This window comes from Tenacibaculum holothuriorum, assembly GCF_002120225.1.
GTDB classification, from domain to species: domain Bacteria; phylum Bacteroidota; class Bacteroidia; order Flavobacteriales; family Flavobacteriaceae; genus Polaribacter; species Polaribacter holothuriorum.
In genome coordinates this window covers 1-20,808 of record NZ_LAPZ01000011.1, presented here as the reverse complement: position 1 = coordinate 20,808, position 20,808 = coordinate 1, and the positions used below count along the sequence as shown (strand labels likewise).

General features: G+C 33.6%; 19 protein-coding genes. 16 read left to right on the top strand and 3 right to left on the bottom strand.

Annotated features, from left to right (window positions below; genetic code table 11):
- Positions 1-16 precede the first annotated feature (16 nt).
- The 16 genes from WH52_RS11025 (at position 17) to WH52_RS10950 (ending at position 19,282) form a co-directional block, all read left to right on the top strand.
- On the top strand, positions 17-2,644 hold the full coding sequence (locus tag WH52_RS11025) for a TonB-dependent receptor (RefSeq protein WP_086031008.1): 2,628 nt from the start codon (positions 17-19) through the stop codon (positions 2,642-2,644).
- A 67-nt stretch (positions 2,645-2,711) separates the two neighbouring features.
- Positions 2,712-2,987: a hypothetical protein gene (locus tag WH52_RS11020; protein WP_086031007.1), complete on the top strand. Its 276-nt coding sequence runs from the start codon at positions 2,712-2,714 to the stop codon at positions 2,985-2,987.
- 73 nt (positions 2,988-3,060) lie between these two features.
- Positions 3,061-4,263, top strand: a complete 1,203-nt coding sequence (locus WH52_RS11015; protein WP_198938436.1) for an aromatic ring-hydroxylating oxygenase subunit alpha — start codon at positions 3,061-3,063, stop codon at positions 4,261-4,263.
- Between the two features lie 46 nt (positions 4,264-4,309).
- The gene (locus WH52_RS11010) at positions 4,310-6,136 is read left to right on the top strand and encodes an acyl-CoA dehydrogenase (RefSeq protein ID WP_233131557.1); all 1,827 of its coding nucleotides are present in this window, start codon (positions 4,310-4,312) and stop codon (positions 6,134-6,136) included.
- 35 nt (positions 6,137-6,171) lie between these two features.
- Positions 6,172-8,541: a 3-hydroxyacyl-CoA dehydrogenase/enoyl-CoA hydratase family protein gene (locus WH52_RS11005; RefSeq protein WP_086031006.1), complete on the top strand. Its 2,370-nt coding sequence runs from the start codon at positions 6,172-6,174 to the stop codon at positions 8,539-8,541.
- 3 nt (positions 8,542-8,544) lie between these two features.
- Positions 8,545-9,717: a thiolase family protein gene (locus WH52_RS11000; protein WP_086031005.1), complete on the top strand. Its 1,173-nt coding sequence runs from the start codon at positions 8,545-8,547 to the stop codon at positions 9,715-9,717.
- A 54-nt stretch (positions 9,718-9,771) separates the two neighbouring features.
- Complete coding sequence (locus tag WH52_RS10995) at positions 9,772-10,905, top strand: LLM class flavin-dependent oxidoreductase (protein WP_086031004.1); 1,134 nt, start codon at positions 9,772-9,774, stop codon at positions 10,903-10,905.
- 1 nt (position 10,906) lies between these two features.
- Entirely contained in the window at positions 10,907-11,392 is a 486-nt protein-coding gene (locus tag WH52_RS10990) for a flavin reductase family protein (RefSeq protein ID WP_086031003.1), read from the top strand.
- Position 11,393: 1 nt separating this feature from the next.
- Positions 11,394-12,785, top strand: a complete 1,392-nt coding sequence (locus WH52_RS10985) for an amidase (protein ID WP_086031002.1) — start codon at positions 11,394-11,396, stop codon at positions 12,783-12,785.
- 6 nt (positions 12,786-12,791) lie between these two features.
- On the top strand, positions 12,792-13,169 hold the full coding sequence (locus WH52_RS10980; RefSeq protein WP_086031001.1) for a nuclear transport factor 2 family protein: 378 nt from the start codon (positions 12,792-12,794) through the stop codon (positions 13,167-13,169).
- Positions 13,166-13,600, top strand: coding sequence for an acyl-CoA thioesterase (locus tag WH52_RS10975; RefSeq protein ID WP_086031000.1), 435 nt, complete (start codon positions 13,166-13,168; stop codon positions 13,598-13,600). Before WH52_RS10980 ends, WH52_RS10975 begins: the two co-directional genes overlap by 4 nt.
- A gap of 5 nt (positions 13,601-13,605) precedes the next feature.
- Complete coding sequence (locus tag WH52_RS10970) at positions 13,606-13,980, top strand: nuclear transport factor 2 family protein (RefSeq protein WP_086030999.1); 375 nt, start codon at positions 13,606-13,608, stop codon at positions 13,978-13,980.
- Between the two features lie 36 nt (positions 13,981-14,016).
- Complete coding sequence (locus WH52_RS10965) at positions 14,017-15,840, top strand: AMP-dependent synthetase/ligase (protein ID WP_086030998.1); 1,824 nt, start codon at positions 14,017-14,019, stop codon at positions 15,838-15,840.
- Positions 15,841-15,851: 11 nt separating this feature from the next.
- A complete protein-coding gene (locus WH52_RS10960; RefSeq protein WP_086030997.1) occupies positions 15,852-16,253 on the top strand; it encodes an acyl-CoA thioesterase in 402 nt (133 codons plus the stop codon).
- Between the two features lies 1 nt (position 16,254).
- Positions 16,255-17,703, top strand: a complete 1,449-nt coding sequence (locus tag WH52_RS10955; RefSeq protein ID WP_086030996.1) for an NAD-dependent succinate-semialdehyde dehydrogenase — start codon at positions 16,255-16,257, stop codon at positions 17,701-17,703.
- Positions 17,704-17,953: 250 nt separating this feature from the next.
- Complete coding sequence (locus tag WH52_RS10950) at positions 17,954-19,282, top strand: hypothetical protein (RefSeq protein ID WP_086030995.1); 1,329 nt, start codon at positions 17,954-17,956, stop codon at positions 19,280-19,282.
- A gap of 202 nt (positions 19,283-19,484) precedes the next feature.
- Here WH52_RS10950 and WH52_RS14985 read toward each other — a convergent pair whose 3' ends face one another.
- The 3 genes from WH52_RS14985 to WH52_RS10945 form a co-directional block, all read right to left on the bottom strand.
- On the bottom strand, positions 19,485-19,643 hold the full coding sequence (locus tag WH52_RS14985) for a hypothetical protein (RefSeq protein WP_198938435.1): 159 nt from the start codon (positions 19,641-19,643) through the stop codon (positions 19,485-19,487).
- A 19-nt stretch (positions 19,644-19,662) separates the two neighbouring features.
- Positions 19,663-19,758: a T9SS type A sorting domain-containing protein gene (locus WH52_RS15100; RefSeq protein ID WP_143592154.1), complete on the bottom strand. Its 96-nt coding sequence runs from the start codon at positions 19,756-19,758 to the stop codon at positions 19,663-19,665.
- 85 nt (positions 19,759-19,843) lie between these two features.
- A partial coding sequence (locus tag WH52_RS10945) for a T9SS type A sorting domain-containing protein (RefSeq protein WP_143592145.1) occupies positions 19,844-20,808 on the bottom strand: 965 nt, incomplete at its 5' end.

The window sequence follows — 20,808 nt, the reverse complement described above, 5'->3', positions numbered from 1 at the left end:
ATAAACCTTAAACGTAATGAAACACAATTTCCTATCTTTAAGAAAAACCTTGTTCTTACTTACTTTTTTAAGTAGTTTTTCTTTACTTGCTCAAACAACCTTAAAAGGGAAGGTATTAGACAAAACCACTAACGAACCTCTTCCTGGAGCAAGCGTAATGGTAAAAGGAAGTTATTCAGGGTCTACAACCGATTTTGATGGAAACTTCACCTTTTCAACTAAACATCCATTACCACTAACTTTAAACGTAACATTTGTTGGTTATAACTCAAAAGAATTAACAGTTACAAATGCTAACGAAGAAATTGTTGTTGCATTAGAATACGGAAACACATTAAATGAAGTAGTAGTTACCTCACAATTACGTGAACAAAAATTACAAGAAGTACCTATTGCCGTTAGTGTTTTCGACGCCTCTAGAGTTGAAGCTAAACCAAATATTAACAACGTAGAAGGTATAATGAACGAAATTCCTGGTCTTACAGGAGGTATTACACCAGGAGCAGTAGTATACAACATTAGAGGTATAAGCTCTAACATTTTCCATAATTCAATCGAAAATAGTGTGGGTATTTTTACTGATGGTTTTTTCTCAGGAAGACTTACTGCTGGCGGAAATGAATTTTTTGATATCGAACGAATTGAAGTTTTAAAAGGACCTCAAGGAACATTATTTGGTCGTAACACCTCTGCAGGTGCTATTAGCATTAACACCAATAGCGCAAAATTTTACGAAGATGCCAAATTAGCTTTTACTTTTGGAAACGAAGGACAGTTTACTGCAGACTATATGATAAATCTCCCATTATCTGATAAATTTACTTTTAGATTTTCTGGTAGAAAACAAACAAGAAACGGACTTATTGAAGCAACTAACATAAAAGACAACTCTATTACTCAATTAGGAAAAGTAGACCTAAAAGCTAACAGGTTAGGTTTAAATTATGTTTCTGAATTTTTCTCAGCAGATTTAAAAGTTACACATACAGATTCTGACAGAGGTGGTGCACCATTCGTATCTATTGCTGATAATGATATTATGAAAACTCAAATTACAGCTTTAAACATTGCAAACGGGCAATTTTCCACCTTTTCATTTGCTCCAGATGGCATTAGCGTTATAGCTCCTAACACCGATAAATTTAGAAGAAAAACAAAAATTAGCGCACCGTCGGCAGATAATTCACAAAACACAACAGCTACCTTAAAATTAGTAGGATTTTTATCAGAAAACCTTTCTTTAGAATCTATTTCTGCATACAACAATAATAAATTAACTTTTATTACTGATATCGATCAAACCGCATTTGACTTTACATCAATAGAATCTATCGATGAATTCGAAACTTATAACCAAGAAATCCGTTTAAAAGGTTCTAATGATAAATTAGATTGGTTAGCTGCTGTGAATGTATTCTACCAAACATCAGACCAACAAAATAATTTATTTGGTAATGATGCTCAATTCGATAAATTCATCTCATATTCATTAGGTCCAGTGCCTTTAGGAGGTGGTTTTTCTGCAAACATTTTAAATGGGTGGACATCAAATGATTGGAAAGAAAACACTTTACATACTTCAAAAATTTTCAGTTCATCTGTTTTTGCCGATGCTACATGGCATGCTACAGAAAAAATTGACGTAACGGCAGGTTTTAGAGTTTCTTACGACAAGAAAAAATTACGCTATTTTGCTAAATTAGGTACTGGTCAATATCATCAAAACAACGGTGCTTTTAACCCTCCAACTAACACACCTTTTAACTTTTTAACTTTTGGTGAAAGATTAGGTGCTGCTGACAATAACACTGAACAAACTTGGGTAGCTTTTCAACCAAGACTTAATGTAGCCTACAAATTCACTAAAGATTTAATGGTATTTGGAGGATATTCTAGAGGTTACAAACCTGGTGGATTCGGATACTATATTTTAGAAGAAGTAAAACCAGAAACTAATAATGCTTTTGAAATAGGAACTAAATACAACTTCCCAGAAGGAAGAGGATTTATAAATGTTTCTGCTTATTATTACGATTATAACAACTTACAAGTTGAAGATATTAGTGGACCTAGAACAGCTATTATAAACGCTAGTAAATCAACATCAAAAGGTATCGAAATCGAAACTGCATATAACATCCTTCAAGAATTAACAATTGGTGGTAGTCTTTCATACGTAGATGCTAAATTTAAAGATTTTACAACTGTTGAAACTATCTTCCCTCCAACGGGCGGTCCTGCTATTGTTAATAATATTGATTATAGCGGTAACAGATTAGCTTATACTCCAGAATTAACTTTCAATGCATTTTTAGCCTACGAAAAATATTTTAGCAACCAAACTACATCGTTCTTTGTACAAGCAGATTATTACCATCAAGGTGATCAATTCTTCCATCAAAGAAATGACCCTAACTTAAAGGGAGAGGCTTACGGTTTATTAAATGGTAGCATTGGTTTTAACGGTTTGGCAAACGGAAGATTTAATGTTTCAGTATTTGCAAATAACATTTTAGACAAAGAATACTTAACAGTGGCTAGAGCAAATGGCGCTTTAGGAGCTGGAGCTGAGTTTCCATACGTATCTAGAGGTCTTCCTTTAATTGCTGGAGTTCGATTAAAAATAAACAACATTTTTCAATAAAAAAAACACAACAACAAAGGTTGAATTTAATTTCAGCCTTTGTTGTTATAACAAATAAATTATACACATGAAAAAAATTAATTTAATAGCTATTATTGTTGGGTTTGCTAGTTTCTTCATTCCTTTTATTTACCCAGAAACCAACAAATGGTTTAGTATTGGTTGGGGATTATTGTTTTTATCTTGGGTTTTTCAAGCTGTAAATAGTGGTTCTACACAATTCTTATCAATTGCAACTAAAGAAAATGAGCCTTTAGAATTTTGGCTAACCAATGTACTATGGTTCTTATTTAGTATGGTATTTATTTTACGTCCTTTTTTTCCTGAATACCTGGGTGCATAACCTTAGTTTTTGACCTATGTCAAAAGAAAAAACTAGGGTTTAAAATAAATTTGAAGAGACTAATATTTTTACCATGAAAACCACTACCGAAGAACAAAAACTAATGCCTGTTTTACCAGTAGAAGCATATACTTCTCAAGAATGGTACAATTTAGAAATGGAACATATTTTTGGTAACACATGGCAATTTGCTGGTCTTATAGAAGACGTAGCTAACCCAGGAGATTTTGTTACCGTTCAATGTGGTAGTCAAAACATTATGGTTGTAAAAGGAAAAGACCAACGCTTACGTGCTTTTCATAACATTTGTCGTCATAAAGGAACACAATTATTACGTTCTGCCGGTAAAGCTAAAACAGCAATAACCTGCCCTTATCATGCTTGGACTTATAGTTTACAAGGTGAGTTACAATCAGTTCCAGACGAAGAAAAACAATTTCCTAATCTAGATAAAAAGAAATTCTGTTTGCATAAAGCTCAAGTTGAAACTTGGCGAGGAATGGTATTTGTTCATCCTGATCCTAAAGCAGAACCTTTACATGAATTTTTATGTGGATTTGAAAATTATATTAGTCCCTATCACAAACCAGAAGAACTACAAGAATTAACAGCTTTTAAACAAGAACACGTTATTCATGCAAACTGGAAATTAGTTGCTGAAAACTACATGGATGTATACCATCTAAATCACTTACACAGTAAAACACTTTTCATGTTTAACCACGATAAAGCTAGTTTTGGTTATGCCGGACCTCATTATACATTTGTAGAACCAGTGCATGAAAAAGATTATGAAAAAAGAATTAACAATCAACCCATTTCTAAAATAAAAGGAGTTGATAGTACTTTGGTATATGTACCTATGATTTTCCCAAACATCGGTTTAGCAGAAAGTCAAACGAACTGGTCTACCTTTCATATTATTCCATTAGCTCCAAACAAATGTAAAGTGGTTTTGCGAACTAAAGTACAACCAATGTCCACTTCAGAAACTATTAAGAATATTCCAAAATTTATCCGTTCATATTTTGGTTTTTTACAACTTCAAAAACTAAAAGATGGCGACCCAATGGAGTCTTATGATTTTGTTTTAGAAGACAATTATGCTTGCGAACAACAACAAAAAGCATTGCAATCTAAAATGTTTTCAGTAGGTGCATCTGCAGAAGTTACCGAAGCTCAGTGCAGACAATATCAACAAATAATCAAAGATTTTGTTGAAGGTAATAGACATCTTCACAAAGAAAGAATAGTAATGAGAGAATTTCAATACTAAAACACTAATAATCAAGAAATAAAATAATTCAAAAATACATTTTATCATGGCAGATATGTATGCTCAAAAATACATTGACTTGGACGACTTACGCTTTATTTTAGAAGAAACGTTAGATATAAGTCCTATTATTTCAAATGAAAAATACCAAGATTACGATATAGAAAACATCAATATGATGTTAGATGCTTTTAAGGAATTTGCAGATCGTGAACTCTTTCCTTGTGCAACAGAAATGGATAGCGAACCGGTATATTTTAAAGATGGACAAATTTATGTGCATCCTAAAATTGAAGGAATCAACAAAGGTTTAGCAGAATTAGGTTGGTTCGGTGCAATGTTCGATTACGACAAGAATGGTATTCAAATGCCAATGATTGTATACAGAACTATCGATTTAATTATGAACGCAGCCAATAACAGTGCACCAGGTTATGCATTATTAACTGGTGGGGCTGCTAAATTAATTACTTCTTTTGGTAACGAAGAATTAAACGAAAAGTATGCTCAAAAAATGATTTCTGGAGAATGGATGGGGTCTATGTGTTTAACAGAGCCACAAGCAGGAAGTTCATTATCAGACATCACAACATCAGCAAAAGATAATGGTGACGGAAGCTATAATATCGACGGGCAAAAAATATTTATCTCTGGTGGAGATATGCAATTTACTGACAATATCGTGCACTTAACGCTAGCACGTATTGAAGGAGCACCAGCAGGTACAAGAGGAATTTCATTATTCGTAGTTCCAAAAAATAGAATTACTGCTGATGGTTCTTTAGAACCAAATGATGTACAATCTATTGCTGAATTCGAAAAAGTAGGACAACAAGGTTTTGCTACTGTTCACTTAGGTTTCGGAGGAAAAGACAATTGTAAAGGATGGTTAGTTGGTGAACCAGGAAAAGGATTAAACTACATGTTCCAAATGATGAACGGTGCTCGTATTGGTACTGGAGTTATGGGAGCAGCAATTTGTTCAGCATCTTACCAAGCATCATTACAATATGCAAATGAGCGTAACCAAGGTAGAAAATTAAATAAATCTGGAGCTAAAGACGCTACTACAGAGCAGATTTCAATTATGAACCACGCAGATGTTCGTAGAATGTTATTATTACAAAGAGCAATAACTGAAGGTTCATTCGCATTAATTCTAGAGTGCTCTCGTTTCTTTGACCTTGAGCATTTATCTGAAGGAGAAGCTAAAGAAGATGCCGAATTATTAATGGAATTGTTAACTCCAATTGTAAAAACATATCCTGCAGAGCAAGGACAAATGTCTGTAAGCAACGGATTACAAGTATTAGGAGGTTATGGTTTCACCATGGATTTCCCATTACAACAATACTATAGAGATATTAGAATTATGTCTTTATACGAAGGAACTACAGGAATCCAATCTCAAGATTTATTAGGTCGTAAAATGACCATGAATAAAGGAAAAGCATTAAAACTTTTCAACGGAATTGTAGCTAAAGATATCGAAGCTGCAAATCAATTTGAAGATTTAAAACCACACGCTGCTACTTTAGGCAAATCATTAGAAACATTACAAAAAGTATTAGGTCACTTATTCCCTAACGCTGCAAAAGGTGATTTTGAAACCTTCTTAGCAGATGCTAACTATATGATGGAACTATTTAGTAACATCGTAATAGGATGGCAATGGTTAAAAATGGGAACTGCTGCTAAAAAAGCATTAGAAAGTGGTAGTACAAAACGTTCTCAAGAATTCTACGAAGGTAAATTATTAACTATGCGTTATTTCTACAAATACGAAATGCCTCGTATAGATTCTTGTGCAACAACTTTAATGGATACCGATATGTTAACCATTAAAACAGGAGATAAAGAATTAATTCTTTAAGATCAAATTATAATACAGATTTTAGACATTAACAGATGAAACAAATAAAAAACGTAACTGTTTTAGGTTCAGGAACCATGGGAATGGGTATTGCTGCTCAGTTCGCCAATATTGGTTGTGAAGTACTATTATTAGATATCGTTCCACCAAATTTAGACGAGAAACAAAAATCGAAAAAATCAGCTCGTAATTCTTTTGCTGCTGGTGCTTTAAAAGCAGCAACAAAATCGAGAATGAATCCTTTCTATAGCAAAGATTTTGCTGCAAGAATTGCGGTTGGAAATTTTGAAGACGATTTTGAAAAAATTGCCAATAGCGATATTATTATTGAAGTTGTTATTGAAAACTTAGCTATTAAAAAGCAAGTTTTTGAAAAAGTAGATAAGTACCGTAAAGAAGGAAGTATTGTAGCTTCAAACACATCAAGTATTCCTATTTCATTAATGAAAGAAGGACGTAGCGATGATTTTAGAAAGAATTTCTTAGGATTACATTTCTTCAATCCAGTACGTCATATGGATTTATTAGAAGTAATTCCTACTGATGAAACCAGTGCTAGTTTAGTTTCTGACTTAATGGTTTACGGAAGAAAAACATTAGGTAAAGTAACTGTTCTATGTAAAGATACACCAGCATTTATAGCAAACAGATTTAGCGTTGCTTCAGGAATCATCATTGAAAAACTTACTGAGGAATTAGATCTTACAATCGAAGAAGTAGATGCTATTTTAGGAAAACCTATCGGTCGTCCAAAAACAGGATTCTACCGCTTACAAGATTTAATTGGTATTGACGTAAACGAAAAAGTGATGGATTTTATGGTAGAAGCTTGTCCAAAAGACGAGTTAATCGTAGAGTTTGCAAACAGAGAGCGCCAAGACTATATTAAGTGGTTGTTAGAAAACAAAGCATTAGGAGATAAAACCAAAAAAGGATATTACCAAAAAACGGTAACTCCAGAAGGTAAAAAGCAATTATTAGCGTTCAACTTAAAAACGCAAGAATATGCTCCAGTAAAAGAGGTTACTATTGCTAGTTTAGCTACTAAAGGAAGCTTAAAAGACCGTTTAGCAAGCTTATTAGCTGCCGACGATAAAGGAGGAGAATTTGCACGTCGCTATTTCGGTGAATTCTTCGCATATATTTCAAACAGAATTCCAGAAGTATCAGACAATATTTACAGTATTGATGATGCTATGAAAGCAGGATATGCTTGGGAAGTTGGCCCTTTTGAATACTGGGATTTAATCGGTGGAGAAAAAGGATTAGCATTAGCCAAAGCAGAAGGTAAAGAAGTAGCTTCTTGGGCAGCTGATTTAATTTCAAGCGGAAAAACATTCTACAATAACAACGGTGCAGACTACTTCAATTCAGAAGATAAAAACTATCAAAAAGTTGAAGGACGTAGTGCCTTTGCTTCTTTAGGTGCCGACAAAGCTCCGGTATATCAAAATGAAGGTGTTAAATTACACGACATTGGTGATGGTGTTTTATGTTTAGAATTCATTTCTAAAGCTAACGCTATCTCTGTAGAAGTTACTGCTGGAATTTTAGAAGCTATCCGTATCGCAGAAGAAAATGGTTGGAAAGGAATTGTAATTGGTAACAATACAAAATCATTCTCTGTAGGTGCCAACTTAGTAGGTGTTGCAGAAAGTATTGAGAAAAAAGATTTCAAAGCTATTGAATTAGCTTGCGGAACTTTCCAAAAAATGACCTCAGCTATTCGTTTAGCAAAAGTACCTGTTGTAGCAGCTGTTAAAGGTTATGCCTTAGGTGGAGGAGCAGAAATTATGATGCATTCAGATGCTGCTGTTGCTGCTTACGAATCATATATTGGTTTACCAGAAGCAAGTGTAGGTCTATTACCTGGTGGTGGTGGAACCAAAGAAATGGCAGTTCAATTATCAGACGGATTCTTCTTTGAAGATGTAAAAGTACCTAAGTTAATTGCGAAGTTCAATCAATTAGCAATGTCTAAAGTTGCAGGTTCGGCTTTCGATGCGCAAAACATGGGGTATATCGTAAAGAATCAAGATATGGTTGTGGGTAGACCAGAATCAACAATCGAAGCTGCAAAACAAAAAGTATTAGCCTTATCATACAACTACGTTGCTCCAGTATTAAGAGAACGTATTTCTGTAATGGGTCAAGGTGGTTTAGCGGCAATCTACACATTTATTAATACCTATCAATTAGGAAACTATTTTTCTGAGCACGATGCTTTAGTAGCAAAGAAAATTGCTTGGATTTTATGTGGTGGAGATTTATCTGGTGCTCAAGAAGTTTCAGAAAAATACTTATTAGAGTTAGAATTAGAAGGTTTTGTGAGTTTAGCTACAGAGCCAAAAACATTCGAGCGTATTAAACACATGTTAAAAACTGGTAAACCTTTAAGAAACTAACAAATGGAAGCATATATAATAAAAGGATATAGAACAGCGGTTGGAAAATCGCATAGAGGTGGATTCAAATTTCACCGTTCAGATGAATTAGGAGCAAAAGTGGTAAAACACATGATGGCAGAAGTGCCAGAAATTACTCCGGAAATGGTTGATGATGTAATTGTAGGATGTTCAGTACCAGAAGCAGAACAAGCTTTTCAAATTGGTCGTCAAGTCTCAATGATGTCTATGGGAAAAGTTGTTCCGGGAGTAACCGTAAATCGTTTTTGCGCTTCAGGTTTAGAAGCTATCGATATTGCTACAACTAAAATTAAAGCTGGTCACGGACATTGTTATATTGCTGGTGGTGCAGAAAGTATGAGTATGCTACCAATGTTAGGTAACAAATACGCACCAAGTTATAACGTAGCATCTACAACTCCAAATTATTATGTTGGAATGGGAAATACTGCGGAAGCTGTAGCAGAAAAATACAATATTTCTCGTGAGGATATGGATGAGTTTGCAACACGTTCTCACAAGTTAGCAGCACAAGCCATTGCCGACGGAAAATTCAAAGATGAAATTGTTCCTATTGATGTTGAAGAAACACATTATGTAGACGGAAAGCGTGTAAAGAAAAACTTTGTAGTAGATACTGATGAAGGAGTTCGTCCAGGAACAAATCCGCAAGTATTATCAAAATTACGTCCAGTATTTAAAGCAGGAGGTTCTGTAACTGCAGGAAATTCATCACAAACTTCAGACGGAGCAGCATTTGTATTAGTAGTAAGCGGCGAGTTAGTTGAAAAATTAAACTTAAAACCTATTGCACGTTTAATTACTTGTGCCGTTGCAGGTGTTGATCCGTTATACATGGGAATCGGACCTATTGCTGCGATTCCGAAAGCATTAAAAAATGCGAATTTAAAGTTAGAAGATATTGACCTAATCGAATTAAACGAAGCTTTCGCATCACAAGCATTAGCTGTAGTTAGAGAATTAGGCATCAATCCAGATATCGTAAACGTAAATGGTGGAGCCATTGCTTTAGGACACCCATTAGGTTGTACAGGAGCAAAATTATCGGTTCAGTTATTCAACGAAATGCGTCGTAGAGGAGCTAAATACGGTATGGTAACCGCCTGTGTAGGTGGTGGTCAAGGTATCGCAGGTATCTACGAATTATTAAACTAATACAATAACCTCACAGCCTATGTTGTGAGGTTATCAATTATAAAAAACAACACGATGAAATTTAAAATATTAGCCATTCCTTTTATGCGTGAATACGGAGAAAACACGCAATTAGCAGGTAGAGATCCACATCGTTTCCAAGTAATGATGGAAAAGATGAAAGATCAGATGGTATATGCTGAAGAATTAGGATACGATGGTTTCTGTTTAACAGAACACCACATGCAAGTTGAAGGAGTTGAAGCAACTACCAATCCATTATTATGGAACTTATACGTTGCACAACACACTAAAAACTTTAAAGTAGGTCAGTTAGGTATGAACCTAACGGCTAAAAACCCAATTCAAGTCGCAGAAGACATTGCCATGTTAGATCATATGACTGGTGGACGTGCTTTCGCAGGTTTCTCTAGAGGAAATACTGCTCGTTGGACAGCTGCTATGGGGCAACACTTAGATATTACTTCAGCAGAATCTGATAAATCTGAAGCAGATCAACGTAACAGACGTGCTTTATATGAAAACTGGAAGTTAGTAAAATCGTTATGGACTGATGATTTAACAGAACACGATGGTGAGTTTTGGAAGTTCCCAGCAAAAGTGCCATGGGAATTTAATCCTACAAAAGATTGGAGCCCCGAAGGAACTGTAGACTCAAGAGGAATATTACAAAAAGGAGGAATTACTCCTCGCCCATTACAGCAACCTTATCCAAAAGTATATGCACCATTTTCATACTCTATGGCAACCGCTAAATTTTGGGCTGGTGAAGGAGCTAAAATGGTATCGTTTGTTACTGCCGATAAAGAAGAGTTTATGCCAGTTATTCTAGATAACTGTTTACAAGCAGCTCACGAAAACGGATTAACACATACTACCAATAACGATATTCTTGCTTTAGGAGCTCACTTATTAACAGGGCATACAGAAGCTGATAGAAAGAAGTACAAGCAAATGTTTACAGAAACATTTAACTATGCTTACAATGCACCTCCTTACCATGTGCCAATGGGACGTGTTTGGAATGGTGGACATCAAGAAACACTAGATCAGGTAATGATGCTCGCCGAAAAATATAACATCGATGAGTTCTTCGTATGGCATCACGTTGGTTTCTTTGGAGACGATATTGAGCGTGGAGCTTTAGAAGCGTTCTCTGAGGGTGTAATTAAAAAAGTAAACGGATAAGATGCCAATTACTCAAGACGAATTTAAAAAAGGAATGCAGCAATTAGCTGCTACCGTAACGATAATCACTGCTCGTCATAGTGGAGTTCGATCAGGACTTACAGCTACTGCTGTAAGTTCGGTTTCGAACGATCCGCCATCATTATTAGTTTGTGTAAACAAAAGTGCAGGAACACACGATTTAATTGCCAATAGTGGTAAGTTTTCGGTAAATCTTTTAAACAAAGAACAAGTTCATATTTCAAACAGATTTGCAAGTTCTGTAAACCATCCAGAAGAAAAATTTGAAAGTGGTAATTGGAGCGAAAGCTCTATTGAAACACCCATTTTAAAGGAAGCGAATACCGCTTTTTCTTGTACAGTAGCCCAAACTGTGGATACTAATACACATACCATTTTTATTGGAACTATTGAAGATATTCAACACAACGAGCAACAACCTTTAATCTATGGAGGCAAAGGTTATAAAACACTAACTGACATTTAATATGTACAACAATATTGCTTACATGACCGCGCTTCAACTACTAGAAGCCTATCGAAGACAAGAACTTTCTCCTGTAGAAGTTACTAAATTCATGTTGGCACGTATTGAAGAAGTTAATCCGAAAATTAATGCTGTGTATTATGTTGTTGCAGAAAACGCATTAAAGGAAGCCTTAGCATCTGAGAAAAGATGGAAAGAAGGAAATCCAATCGGATTATTAGACGGAATTCCTACTACAGTAAAAGATGCTTTAGGTACTATAGGAATGCCAATGTACAGAGGTTCGGCAGCTAATGAAGCTGAAATTGCAACTACCGATCATTCTACGGTAGCAAGATTAAAAGAACACGGTGCCATTATCCTTGGTAAAAATACCATGTGTGACTACGGAATTTTAGGCGCTGGCGTAAGCTCAAAACACGGAGTAACTAGAAATCCGTGGAATTTAGCTCACAACACAGGTGCATCGTCTTCGGGTGCAGCAGCTACAGTTGCAGCGGGTATTGGTCCAATATCCATAGGAACCGATATTGTAGGCTCTATTCGTTTACCTGCCTCGTTTTGTGGTTTATACGGATTAAAACCAAGCCAAGGTCGTGTACCGTATTATTTTCCAAATAGTCCATCGTTAGTTGCAGGTCCTATGACCAGAACTGTAGACGATGCTGCGTTGATGCTGACCGTTTTAGCGCAACCAGATAAACGAGATTATACTGCGTTACCTTTTGATAATATTCAATATCATAAAGAATTAAAACCTTTAGACTTGTTGAATAAAAAAGCACTGTTTATACCAAGCTTAGGATTTGGACCTACCTTAGATTTAGAGGTAGATTTACATATAAGAGATGCTGTTAAAGATTTAAAATACGAAGGTTTAAATGTTGATATTTTAGATACTCCTCCGTTTAAAAAAGACGAATACGAAGCTGCAGAAGCTTTTTATAAAATAAGGACCTTAACAGAGTTTCAAAAATTACCTACTGAGGATTTATCAAAATCTAACACTATTTATAATTGGACACGAGATGGTGTAGATATGAAAGCAACGGATTTATACGATGCTTTTAACATCATACAAAAACTACGAGAACGTGCTATGCAATTAATTCATGGTTACGACTTTGTATTATTACCCTCTACTCCAATTCCTTCATTTGAAGCAGAAAAAGCAGCGCCAGACGAAACAAGGTTATTTGACCCTTGGTGCTATACATTTCTATTCAACTTAACTGAACAACCAGCAGCATCTATCAATTGTGGATTTACCAAAAAAGGGTTACCAATTGGTTTGCAAATTGTTGGTAATAGATTTGACGATTTAGGAGTTTTACAGCTCTCTAAAATGTATGAAAATTTACGATCTGAACCTATTGTATATCCTAAATTCTAATTTAAAATGACAAAAGAATTTGTGGTTTTAGATTTTATGGATGCATGGAACAAACACGACATGGATAAAATAATGTCGTACATGCATACAGACTGTGTGTTTTTGGAAGCTCGAGGAACTGAAGTTACCGGGAAAAAACACAAAGGTTATGAAGATGTAAAAAAAGCTTTTCAAAATGTAATAAACAATTTTAAAGATGCACAATGGAAAAACCCTGTGTGTATTGTTTATGAGAACAAAGCTTATTCTGAATGGACCTTTGAAGCGTCTATTAATCAAGATAAAAAAATAGAAGTGAGAGGTGTAGATGTTTTCACTTTTAAAAACGATAAAATTTTAATTAAAGATTCTTACTTAAAAAGTAGACCTACCATATTAAAATGACCAAAAAAACATTAGCATACAAAGGAGCTGTTAGCATTAACCAAAGCGACACAAATGGGCATATGAATGTAATGCATTACATTAACAAATATGAACTTGCCGCTATGAATATGTTTACAGATGTAGGCTATACCCGCCTATATGCTAAAGAAAATAACTTAGGCATTATTATTTTAGAACAACAAATAAAATATTACAAAGAACTATTCGAAGACGACACCATTTATATAGAATCTCACATTAGTTCTTTGGCTAGAAAAGTAGTACAAATAACTCATGAGTTATACAATGGAGACACCAAAGAATTATCGGGAACAGCAGTAATAACCTATGCTTTTTTAAACAAAGAAATTAGAAAAACAGTACTAATACCCGATAGTATTAAAAATAAGTTAGAAGATTTATTAATGCCCCAAAAAGTAGAAAAGTAAAAAATATGACACATCAAGAAAAAATAGATTTGTTAAAAAAGTTTGCACAAGCTTTTAACAATCACGACATAGATACATTAATGGATTGTATGACCGACGATTGTATATACGATGCTTCTTCAGGAGCATTTGAATTTGGTACTCGTTTCGAAGGTCAACAAGCAGTAAGAGAAAGTTTTTTAGGCATTTTTAAAGTTTTTCCAGATGCACAATGGAACAACGACATCCATTTTGTTGATGGAAATCGTGGTGCTTCACAATGGTATTTTACAGGAACTTTAGAAGACGGAAAAAAAGTAGAAGTTAATGGAAATGATTTATTCCACTTTAAAGATGGAAAAATCTACATTAAAGATTCTTACAGAAAAAACCGTGTTTAAAACACTCACACTAACTAACAGTAAAACAAGCTAACAATGAAACCAGAAAGATTATTCGACTTTATATATTATCAACAAGAACACCATCCAATGGAAAAATCGGTTACCTATAAAAATGGTAACGATTGGATTTCGTTCAGTACCCAAGAAATTATAGACAAAGCCAATGCACTTAGTAGAGGTTTGTTAAAAATAGGAGTACAAAAAGGTGATAAAATAGCCATGGTTGTATATCAAAATAGAGCCGAATGGGTTATTGCAGATATTGCTATTTCACAAATAGGAGCTATTAATGTTCCTGTATATCCTACTATTAGTCCGAAAGATTACAAATATATTTTTAACGATGCAGGAGTATCATATGTTTTTGCAGGAAAATTAGACTTAGTAAGTAAAGTTTTAGAAGCACAAAAAGAAGTTCCTACACTTAAAAAAGTATACTCTTTTGACCAAAGAGAAGATGTACCTTTTTGGGAAGAACTATTCGAAATTGACACCACATTACAACCTAAAGTAGAAGAATTAAAAAGCAGTATTAAAAAAGAGGAATTAGCTACTTTAATCTATACTTCAGGAACCACAGGAAACCCAAAAGGAGTAATGTTATCTCATTGGAATATTGCAAGTAATGTTACCAGTATGGTAGATGATTTAGAAACCCAAAAAGGAGATACTGTATTAAGTTTCTTACCAGTATGTCATGTTTTTGAACGTAACGTTACCTACAGTTATATTTATCAAGGTTGTTCTATTTACCAAGCAGGAACTCAAAATTTAGCAGGACCAGATGGTGATATCTTAGCCGTTAAACCAGCCTATTTTACAACCGTACCTCGTTTATTAGAAAAAGTATACGAAAGTATTTATAATAAAGGTTTAGCCTTAGAAGGTCAAGCCAAAGAAGCTTTCTTTTGGGCATTAAGTTTAGCTGAAAATTTTGAATTCGACAAAGAATATTCTGAAGAAGAAAAAGCTGCTTTAGCCAAAGCCGATGAATTTGTATTTAGTAAATGGAGAGCCGCTTTAGGCGGTAATATTCGTGCAATGGCAATTGGTGCAGCACCATGTTCTGCTAACATTATTAGAACATTTTCTACCGCAGGAATTCGTATTAGAGAAGGATACGGATTAACCGAAACATCACCAACAATTACTATTAATTCTACAAAATCTCATCAATCTAAAGTAGGTACCGTAGGAAAATTTGTTGATGGTGTAGATGTAATGATTGAAGAAGATGACAACTACGGAGACGGTGAAGGAGAAATATTAACTTCTGGACCTCATGTAATGATGGGCTATTACAATAAACCAGAAGTAACAGCAGAAAACTTCGTAGAACTTAACGGTAAACGCTGGTTTAGAACTGGCGATGTTGGTAAGATTATTACCAATGAACATGGAACTAAATTCTTAAAAATTACCGATCGTAAAAAAGAACTTTTAAAAACTTCTGGAGGAAAATATGTAGCTCCTGCTCCTATCGAAGGACGTTTAAAAGAAGATTTTTTGGTAGAACAAGCTATGGTAGTTGGTGAAAAAAAGAAATTTGTTTCAGCAATTATTTTACCAGCAACCGAAGCATTAACAAAATGGTGTGATGAAAATGGAATTGATTCATCTAACCTTTCCGAAGCTTGTAAAAATCAAAAAGTAATCACACGTTATCAAGAAGCGGTAGATAAAGCAAATATTGGTTCGAGTCATACAGCAAAAATCAAAAAGTTTATTATTATTTTAGATACTTGGGATTTTATGAAAGCAGATGGTAGCGAAACAGAACTAACACCAACCATGAAGCCTAAACGTAGAGTTATTCGTAAAAAATACGAATCGCAAATTGACAGTATGTATCTGTAAATAATAGTTATATGATTAAAACATATCAAGGAGTTGTATATCCATGGCAATGCGATCATATGAATCATATGAACGTACAATTTTACACCAGTAAGTTCGACGAAGCTGCTTGGAATCTTTTCACCCTTATTGGTTTAACACCAAAATATTTAAAAGAAAACCATTGTGGTATGGCAGCATTAGAGCAAAACATAAAGTACAAAAGCGAGGTCTTAGCAGGAGAAAGTATTTATGTTGAATCTGAAATTGTAGAGTTAAAAAATAAAATTCTAAAAATGAAACATGTTATGAAGTCCTTAGAAACTTCAAAAACAGTAGCAGAAACAGAAATAATAACATGCCATATCGATACTGAGAAAAGAAAAGGAAAAACAATTCCTCAATTTGTGATTGATAATATAAAAAAGATGTAACATGGAATTAAAGAACAAAGCTTTGTTTAAAGAGCAAGCTTATATAAATGGAAAGTGGATTTCTTCAAAAGATCAAACAACGTTTACTGTTGAAAATCCTTTTAACAACGAAGTTATTGCAAACATTGCAAATTGTGGAGCCGAAGAAACTGAAGAAGCCATTAACATTGCTAGCGAAGCGTTTAAACTTTGGAAAAAAGAAACTGCAGGTAATCGTTCAAAAATCATTCGCAAATGGTACGATTTAATTGTAGAAAATGCCGATGATTTAGCATATATTTTAACGGTAGAACAAGGAAAACCATTAAAAGAAGCTAAAGGAGAAATTTTATACGGAGCTTCGTTTGTAGAATGGTTTGCAGAAGAAGCAAAACGTACTTACGGAGATACCATTCCTGCACATATGGCAAATGCAAGAATTACAACCATTAAACAACCTATTGGTGTGGTTGCTGCCATAACTCCATGGAATTTCCCTAACGCAATGATCACCCGTAAAGTTGCTCCGGCACTAGCAGCAGGATGTACTGTTGTTATAAAACCAGCAGCAAACACACCTTTATCGGCATTAGCTTTAATGGAATTAGCACAACAAGCAGGATTTCCTCCAGGAGTCGTTAACGTAATTACTGGTAGAAACTCACGAGCAATTGGTGGTGTTATGACCTCGAGTCCTATTGTGAGAAAATTATCATTTACAGGATCTACTCCAATCGGAAAAACCTTAATGAAACAAAGTGCCGATACGGTTAAAAAACTTTCGTTAGAATTAGGAGGAAATGCACCCTTTATTGTATTTGACGATGCAGATATTGATGCCGCAGTAGAAGGTGCTTTATTAGCAAAATATAGAAATGCAGGACAAACTTGTGTTTGTGCCAATCGTCTTTTTGTTCAAGAAGGAATTTACGATGCCTTTATTGAAAAATTCTCAAAAGCTGTTGCAGCACTTCCTGTTGGTAATGGATTAAACGAAGATACCGTTATTGGTCCGTTAATTAATCAAGGAGCAGTTGAAGATGTAAACAACTTAGTAATAGATGCTGTTGAAAATGGAGCTACTATAGCACTTGGTGGTGTTAAAGGAACTGCTAATATTTATCAACCAACGGTATTAGCCAATGTAAATACAAGCATGAAAATTCATAGAGAAGAAATTTTTGGTCCAGTGGCACCTGTTTTTAAATTCTCTACCGAAGAAGAAGTTGTTGAACTAGCCAACAATACCGAATACGGATTAGCAGCTTATTTCTACGGAAAAGACTACGCAAAATTATGGCGTGTTGCCGAGGAATTAGAATACGGAATGGTAGGTATTAACACCGCAGCTATTTCTACCACTGTGGCACCTTTTGGAGGAATTAAAGAAAGTGGTTTCGGACGCGAAGGTTCTAAATACGGTATTAGTGAATTTATGGAAATAAAATATATGTGTTGGGGTAACGTCTAACATCTTCTTACTACATAAAATAAAAAAGCACATCGTAACGATGTGTTTTTTTTATGTTTTAAAATTATTACGGAAAAACCTTATTAAAATTACGGATTTCCGCAATAATAAAACCTCTAATATCTATACATTTATAACTCATTAAAAAAAAAGTATAAAACACACTTTTATATCGATTATCTACCTAATTGGATATATAACGATGTATTTTGTGTCTATATAAACAAGTTGGGCATAATTAAAAAACTGAATGAATAAAGAAGAAAACCTAGAGACTGAACTTAAAGATTATCAGTTATTTGAATACGCTATCGATAGATTCACACTTGAAATTGATTCACTTGCAGAATCTTTACCTTTAGTAATGGGATTAGTAGAATATAAGTTAAAAAATCATCAAAAAAAACTTGATAAATTCATTGATGAACACGAGGATAAAGATGAAAATGGTGAGAAATTATATAGAATACCATTAGATAGATTTAATGAATTTAATAAGCTTGATAAACATGCAAAAACTTCAAGAGCAGCATATGATATTTTGCCGAGAAATTTCGTGGTTTCATTAGTTAGTCAGTATGATGCCTATTTAGCAGACCTTTGCCGTTCTTTATTTCAAATTAAGCCAGAACTTGCTTTTTTGCTAGAAAAAGAGTTTACATTTCAAGATATCCTAAAATATGAAGATTTAGATGAATTAAAAGAATATGTAATAGAAAAAGATGTTGAATCTCTATTACGTAAAAGCCATTATGAACAGCTAAGAACACTAGAAAAAAGAATTTCTAAACACACAAAAAAAGAATTTACTTTAACAACTAATCTTCCTGTTTTACCAACATTCATAGAATTAACAGAAAGAAGAAATCTATTTGTTCATTGTAATGGTTTGGTATCAAGAAACTACATTGAAAATTGTAAAAAGCATAATGTCAAAACAATAGAAAACATAGAACTTAATGATGTTTTAGATGTTGCCCCAGAATATTTCAATGATGGTTTCCAAGCTGTATTTGAAATAGGAGTTAAATTAGGACAAGTATTATGGAGAAAGTTCCTTCCTACCAAAATAAATGAAGCTGATGGTAATTTAAACAATATTTCTTTTGACTTGATTATTAACGGTTATTATGATTTAGCTATTAATTTACTCAAATTCGCAACAGAAACTTTACCTAAAAAGGGTACAGAAAAAATGCGAAAAACGATGATTATTAATAAAGCATTGTCGTTTTATTTAAAAGGAGAAAAAGAAACAAGCAATAAAATACTTGATTCGGAAGATTGGTCTGTTGGTCTAGTATTTCAATTAGCTGTTTCCGTATTAAAAGAAGATTATGACTTATCAACTTCGTTAATGAAAAAAATTGGACCTGAACACGATGACATAAATGCTTCAAGTTATCAGGAATGGCCTCTTTTTAGGGATTTTAGAGACACTGATAAATTTAAAGATACATTTAAAGAGATTTTCGATAAAGAGTTCGTCGTAGTTGAAAGAGAGAAAAAGTCTTTTGTAAAACTAATGAACGATATTAAAGACAAAAAAAAGACCACAAAAAAAAGTAAGAAAAAATAACTATGCCCAACAATGGCTATAAGTAATTGCTTGTTCTCGCTTACTTCTGAAAATCCTCGCGGATTTTCAGCTTGGTGTGTACTTGCTAAGTTTAAGCACTAAACCACGCAACTACTCATAGCCGAGACCGTTATTCTCTCAGTAGGAATACTAATCAGTTTCACAAAAAAACAAATTCATCCCCCTATAATACTTCTTCTTTTTAAAAACCTTCACCTGGAGCTTCAGGGCTACTAGCTTGAGCTTTTTGAGGATTTAAAATTAAATATGTTCCGATAGCTGTTAATACTGAATACTTACTATAGTTACCTATCTTTTTTAAAGCTTCTTTTCTTGATATATTTTTATCAGATTTTTTCATCTTATGCTTAAATTAGGGATTAATTGATAACTATCTTTTTAGTTTTGTTAATATTATCTTCTGTATTTAATCTTACAATATAAATTCCGACCGACAAACTAGTTGGTAAATCAATCGAATTATTTTGAAAGTATAAACAAAATAAGGCAGTCTTGTTAACAAGACTGCCTTATTTTAATTTTAAAACGAGTAACTATTCCTTATTTTGAAAGTATTATCCTTCTACTAACAAAACCATTATCCTTTTTAATTTTCATTAAATAAATTCCATTTGAAATATTAGTAAAATTTATTCTTTGAATAAAGTCCTGACCATTTTTGTCGTACTCTTTTTTAAGTATAGATTTTCCTAATAAATCATAAACTTCAACAGTAAGTTTACCAGAGTAATTGTTATTTATTTTTAAATTAATAGCTCCTTGAGATGGATTAGGAAATAAGCTTACATCTTTATCAAAAACTAAATCTTCGTTTCCTGCTTTTTCAGATATCTCAACAGTTAATTTATTTCTTTCTAACTCTAAATTTGTAACTACACTATTATTAACTTTTAAAATATAATCTCCAGCGTCAGTTTCTTTTGCGTCGGTTATCATATAATTAGCACTTGTAGCTCCGCTAATAGCATTTCCATCTTTATACCATTGATAACTATTATTAGGACTAGATGGATTAGAAGCAAAAAACGAGGTTAAAGTGATATTTTCTCCTTCTTCATGAGTTAATATACTTTCCTCATCAAATTTATCTTGAGGTGAATAAGTAAATGTATCTAAGCTATTATATTGATTGAACTGATCTTCAAAATCTCCAAAAATAAAATTGTTATTCTCTATTTTTAAAAGTTTTAAATTTGGGAGTCCTGAGAAATTTGGAAGCTTCCCTGAAAACTTATTTCTATAAAGATAAATATTTTCAAGATTCATTAATCCTTCAAATTCTGTAGGTATTTCTCCTGATAATTGATTATTATTAAAACTTAATGTTTTTAGTTCAGTTAATTTACTTAACTCAACAGGTATAGTTCCTGTTAATTGATTATCAAAAAACCTTAATTCAATCACTTTAGTTAAATTCCCTAACTCACTAGGAATATTTCCTGTCAATTGATTTTTATAAAAATATAAAGCTATTAAATCAACCAAGTTTCCTAATTCACTAGGAA

What these genes read in the sequence shown, in the direction of transcription:
- WH52_RS11025 (WP_086031008.1), top strand. Translation starts at nt 17, where the DNA reads ATGAAACACAATTTCCTATCTTTAAGAAAAACCTTGTTCTTACTTACT.
- WH52_RS11020 (WP_086031007.1), top strand. Translation starts at nt 2,712, where the DNA reads ATGAAAAAAATTAATTTAATAGCTATTATTGTTGGGTTTGCTAGTTTC.
- WH52_RS11015 (WP_198938436.1), top strand. Translation starts at nt 3,061, where the DNA reads ATGAAAACCACTACCGAAGAACAAAAACTAATGCCTGTTTTACCAGTA.
- WH52_RS11010 (WP_233131557.1), top strand. Translation starts at nt 4,310, where the DNA reads ATGGCAGATATGTATGCTCAAAAATACATTGACTTGGACGACTTACGC.
- WH52_RS11005 (WP_086031006.1), top strand. Translation starts at nt 6,172, where the DNA reads ATGAAACAAATAAAAAACGTAACTGTTTTAGGTTCAGGAACCATGGGA.
- WH52_RS11000 (WP_086031005.1), top strand. Translation starts at nt 8,545, where the DNA reads ATGGAAGCATATATAATAAAAGGATATAGAACAGCGGTTGGAAAATCG.
- WH52_RS10995 (WP_086031004.1), top strand. Translation starts at nt 9,772, where the DNA reads ATGAAATTTAAAATATTAGCCATTCCTTTTATGCGTGAATACGGAGAA.
- WH52_RS10990 (WP_086031003.1), top strand. Translation starts at nt 10,907, where the DNA reads ATGCCAATTACTCAAGACGAATTTAAAAAAGGAATGCAGCAATTAGCT.
- WH52_RS10985 (WP_086031002.1), top strand. Translation starts at nt 11,394, where the DNA reads ATGTACAACAATATTGCTTACATGACCGCGCTTCAACTACTAGAAGCC.
- WH52_RS10980 (WP_086031001.1), top strand. Translation starts at nt 12,792, where the DNA reads ATGACAAAAGAATTTGTGGTTTTAGATTTTATGGATGCATGGAACAAA.
- WH52_RS10975 (WP_086031000.1), top strand. Translation starts at nt 13,166, where the DNA reads ATGACCAAAAAAACATTAGCATACAAAGGAGCTGTTAGCATTAACCAA.
- WH52_RS10970 (WP_086030999.1), top strand. Translation starts at nt 13,606, where the DNA reads ATGACACATCAAGAAAAAATAGATTTGTTAAAAAAGTTTGCACAAGCT.
- WH52_RS10965 (WP_086030998.1), top strand. Translation starts at nt 14,017, where the DNA reads ATGAAACCAGAAAGATTATTCGACTTTATATATTATCAACAAGAACAC.
- WH52_RS10960 (WP_086030997.1), top strand. Translation starts at nt 15,852, where the DNA reads ATGATTAAAACATATCAAGGAGTTGTATATCCATGGCAATGCGATCAT.
- WH52_RS10955 (WP_086030996.1), top strand. Translation starts at nt 16,255, where the DNA reads ATGGAATTAAAGAACAAAGCTTTGTTTAAAGAGCAAGCTTATATAAAT.
- WH52_RS10950 (WP_086030995.1), top strand. Translation starts at nt 17,954, where the DNA reads ATGAATAAAGAAGAAAACCTAGAGACTGAACTTAAAGATTATCAGTTA.
- WH52_RS14985 (WP_198938435.1), bottom strand. Translation starts at nt 19,643, where the DNA reads ATGAAAAAATCTGATAAAAATATATCAAGAAAAGAAGCTTTAAAAAAG.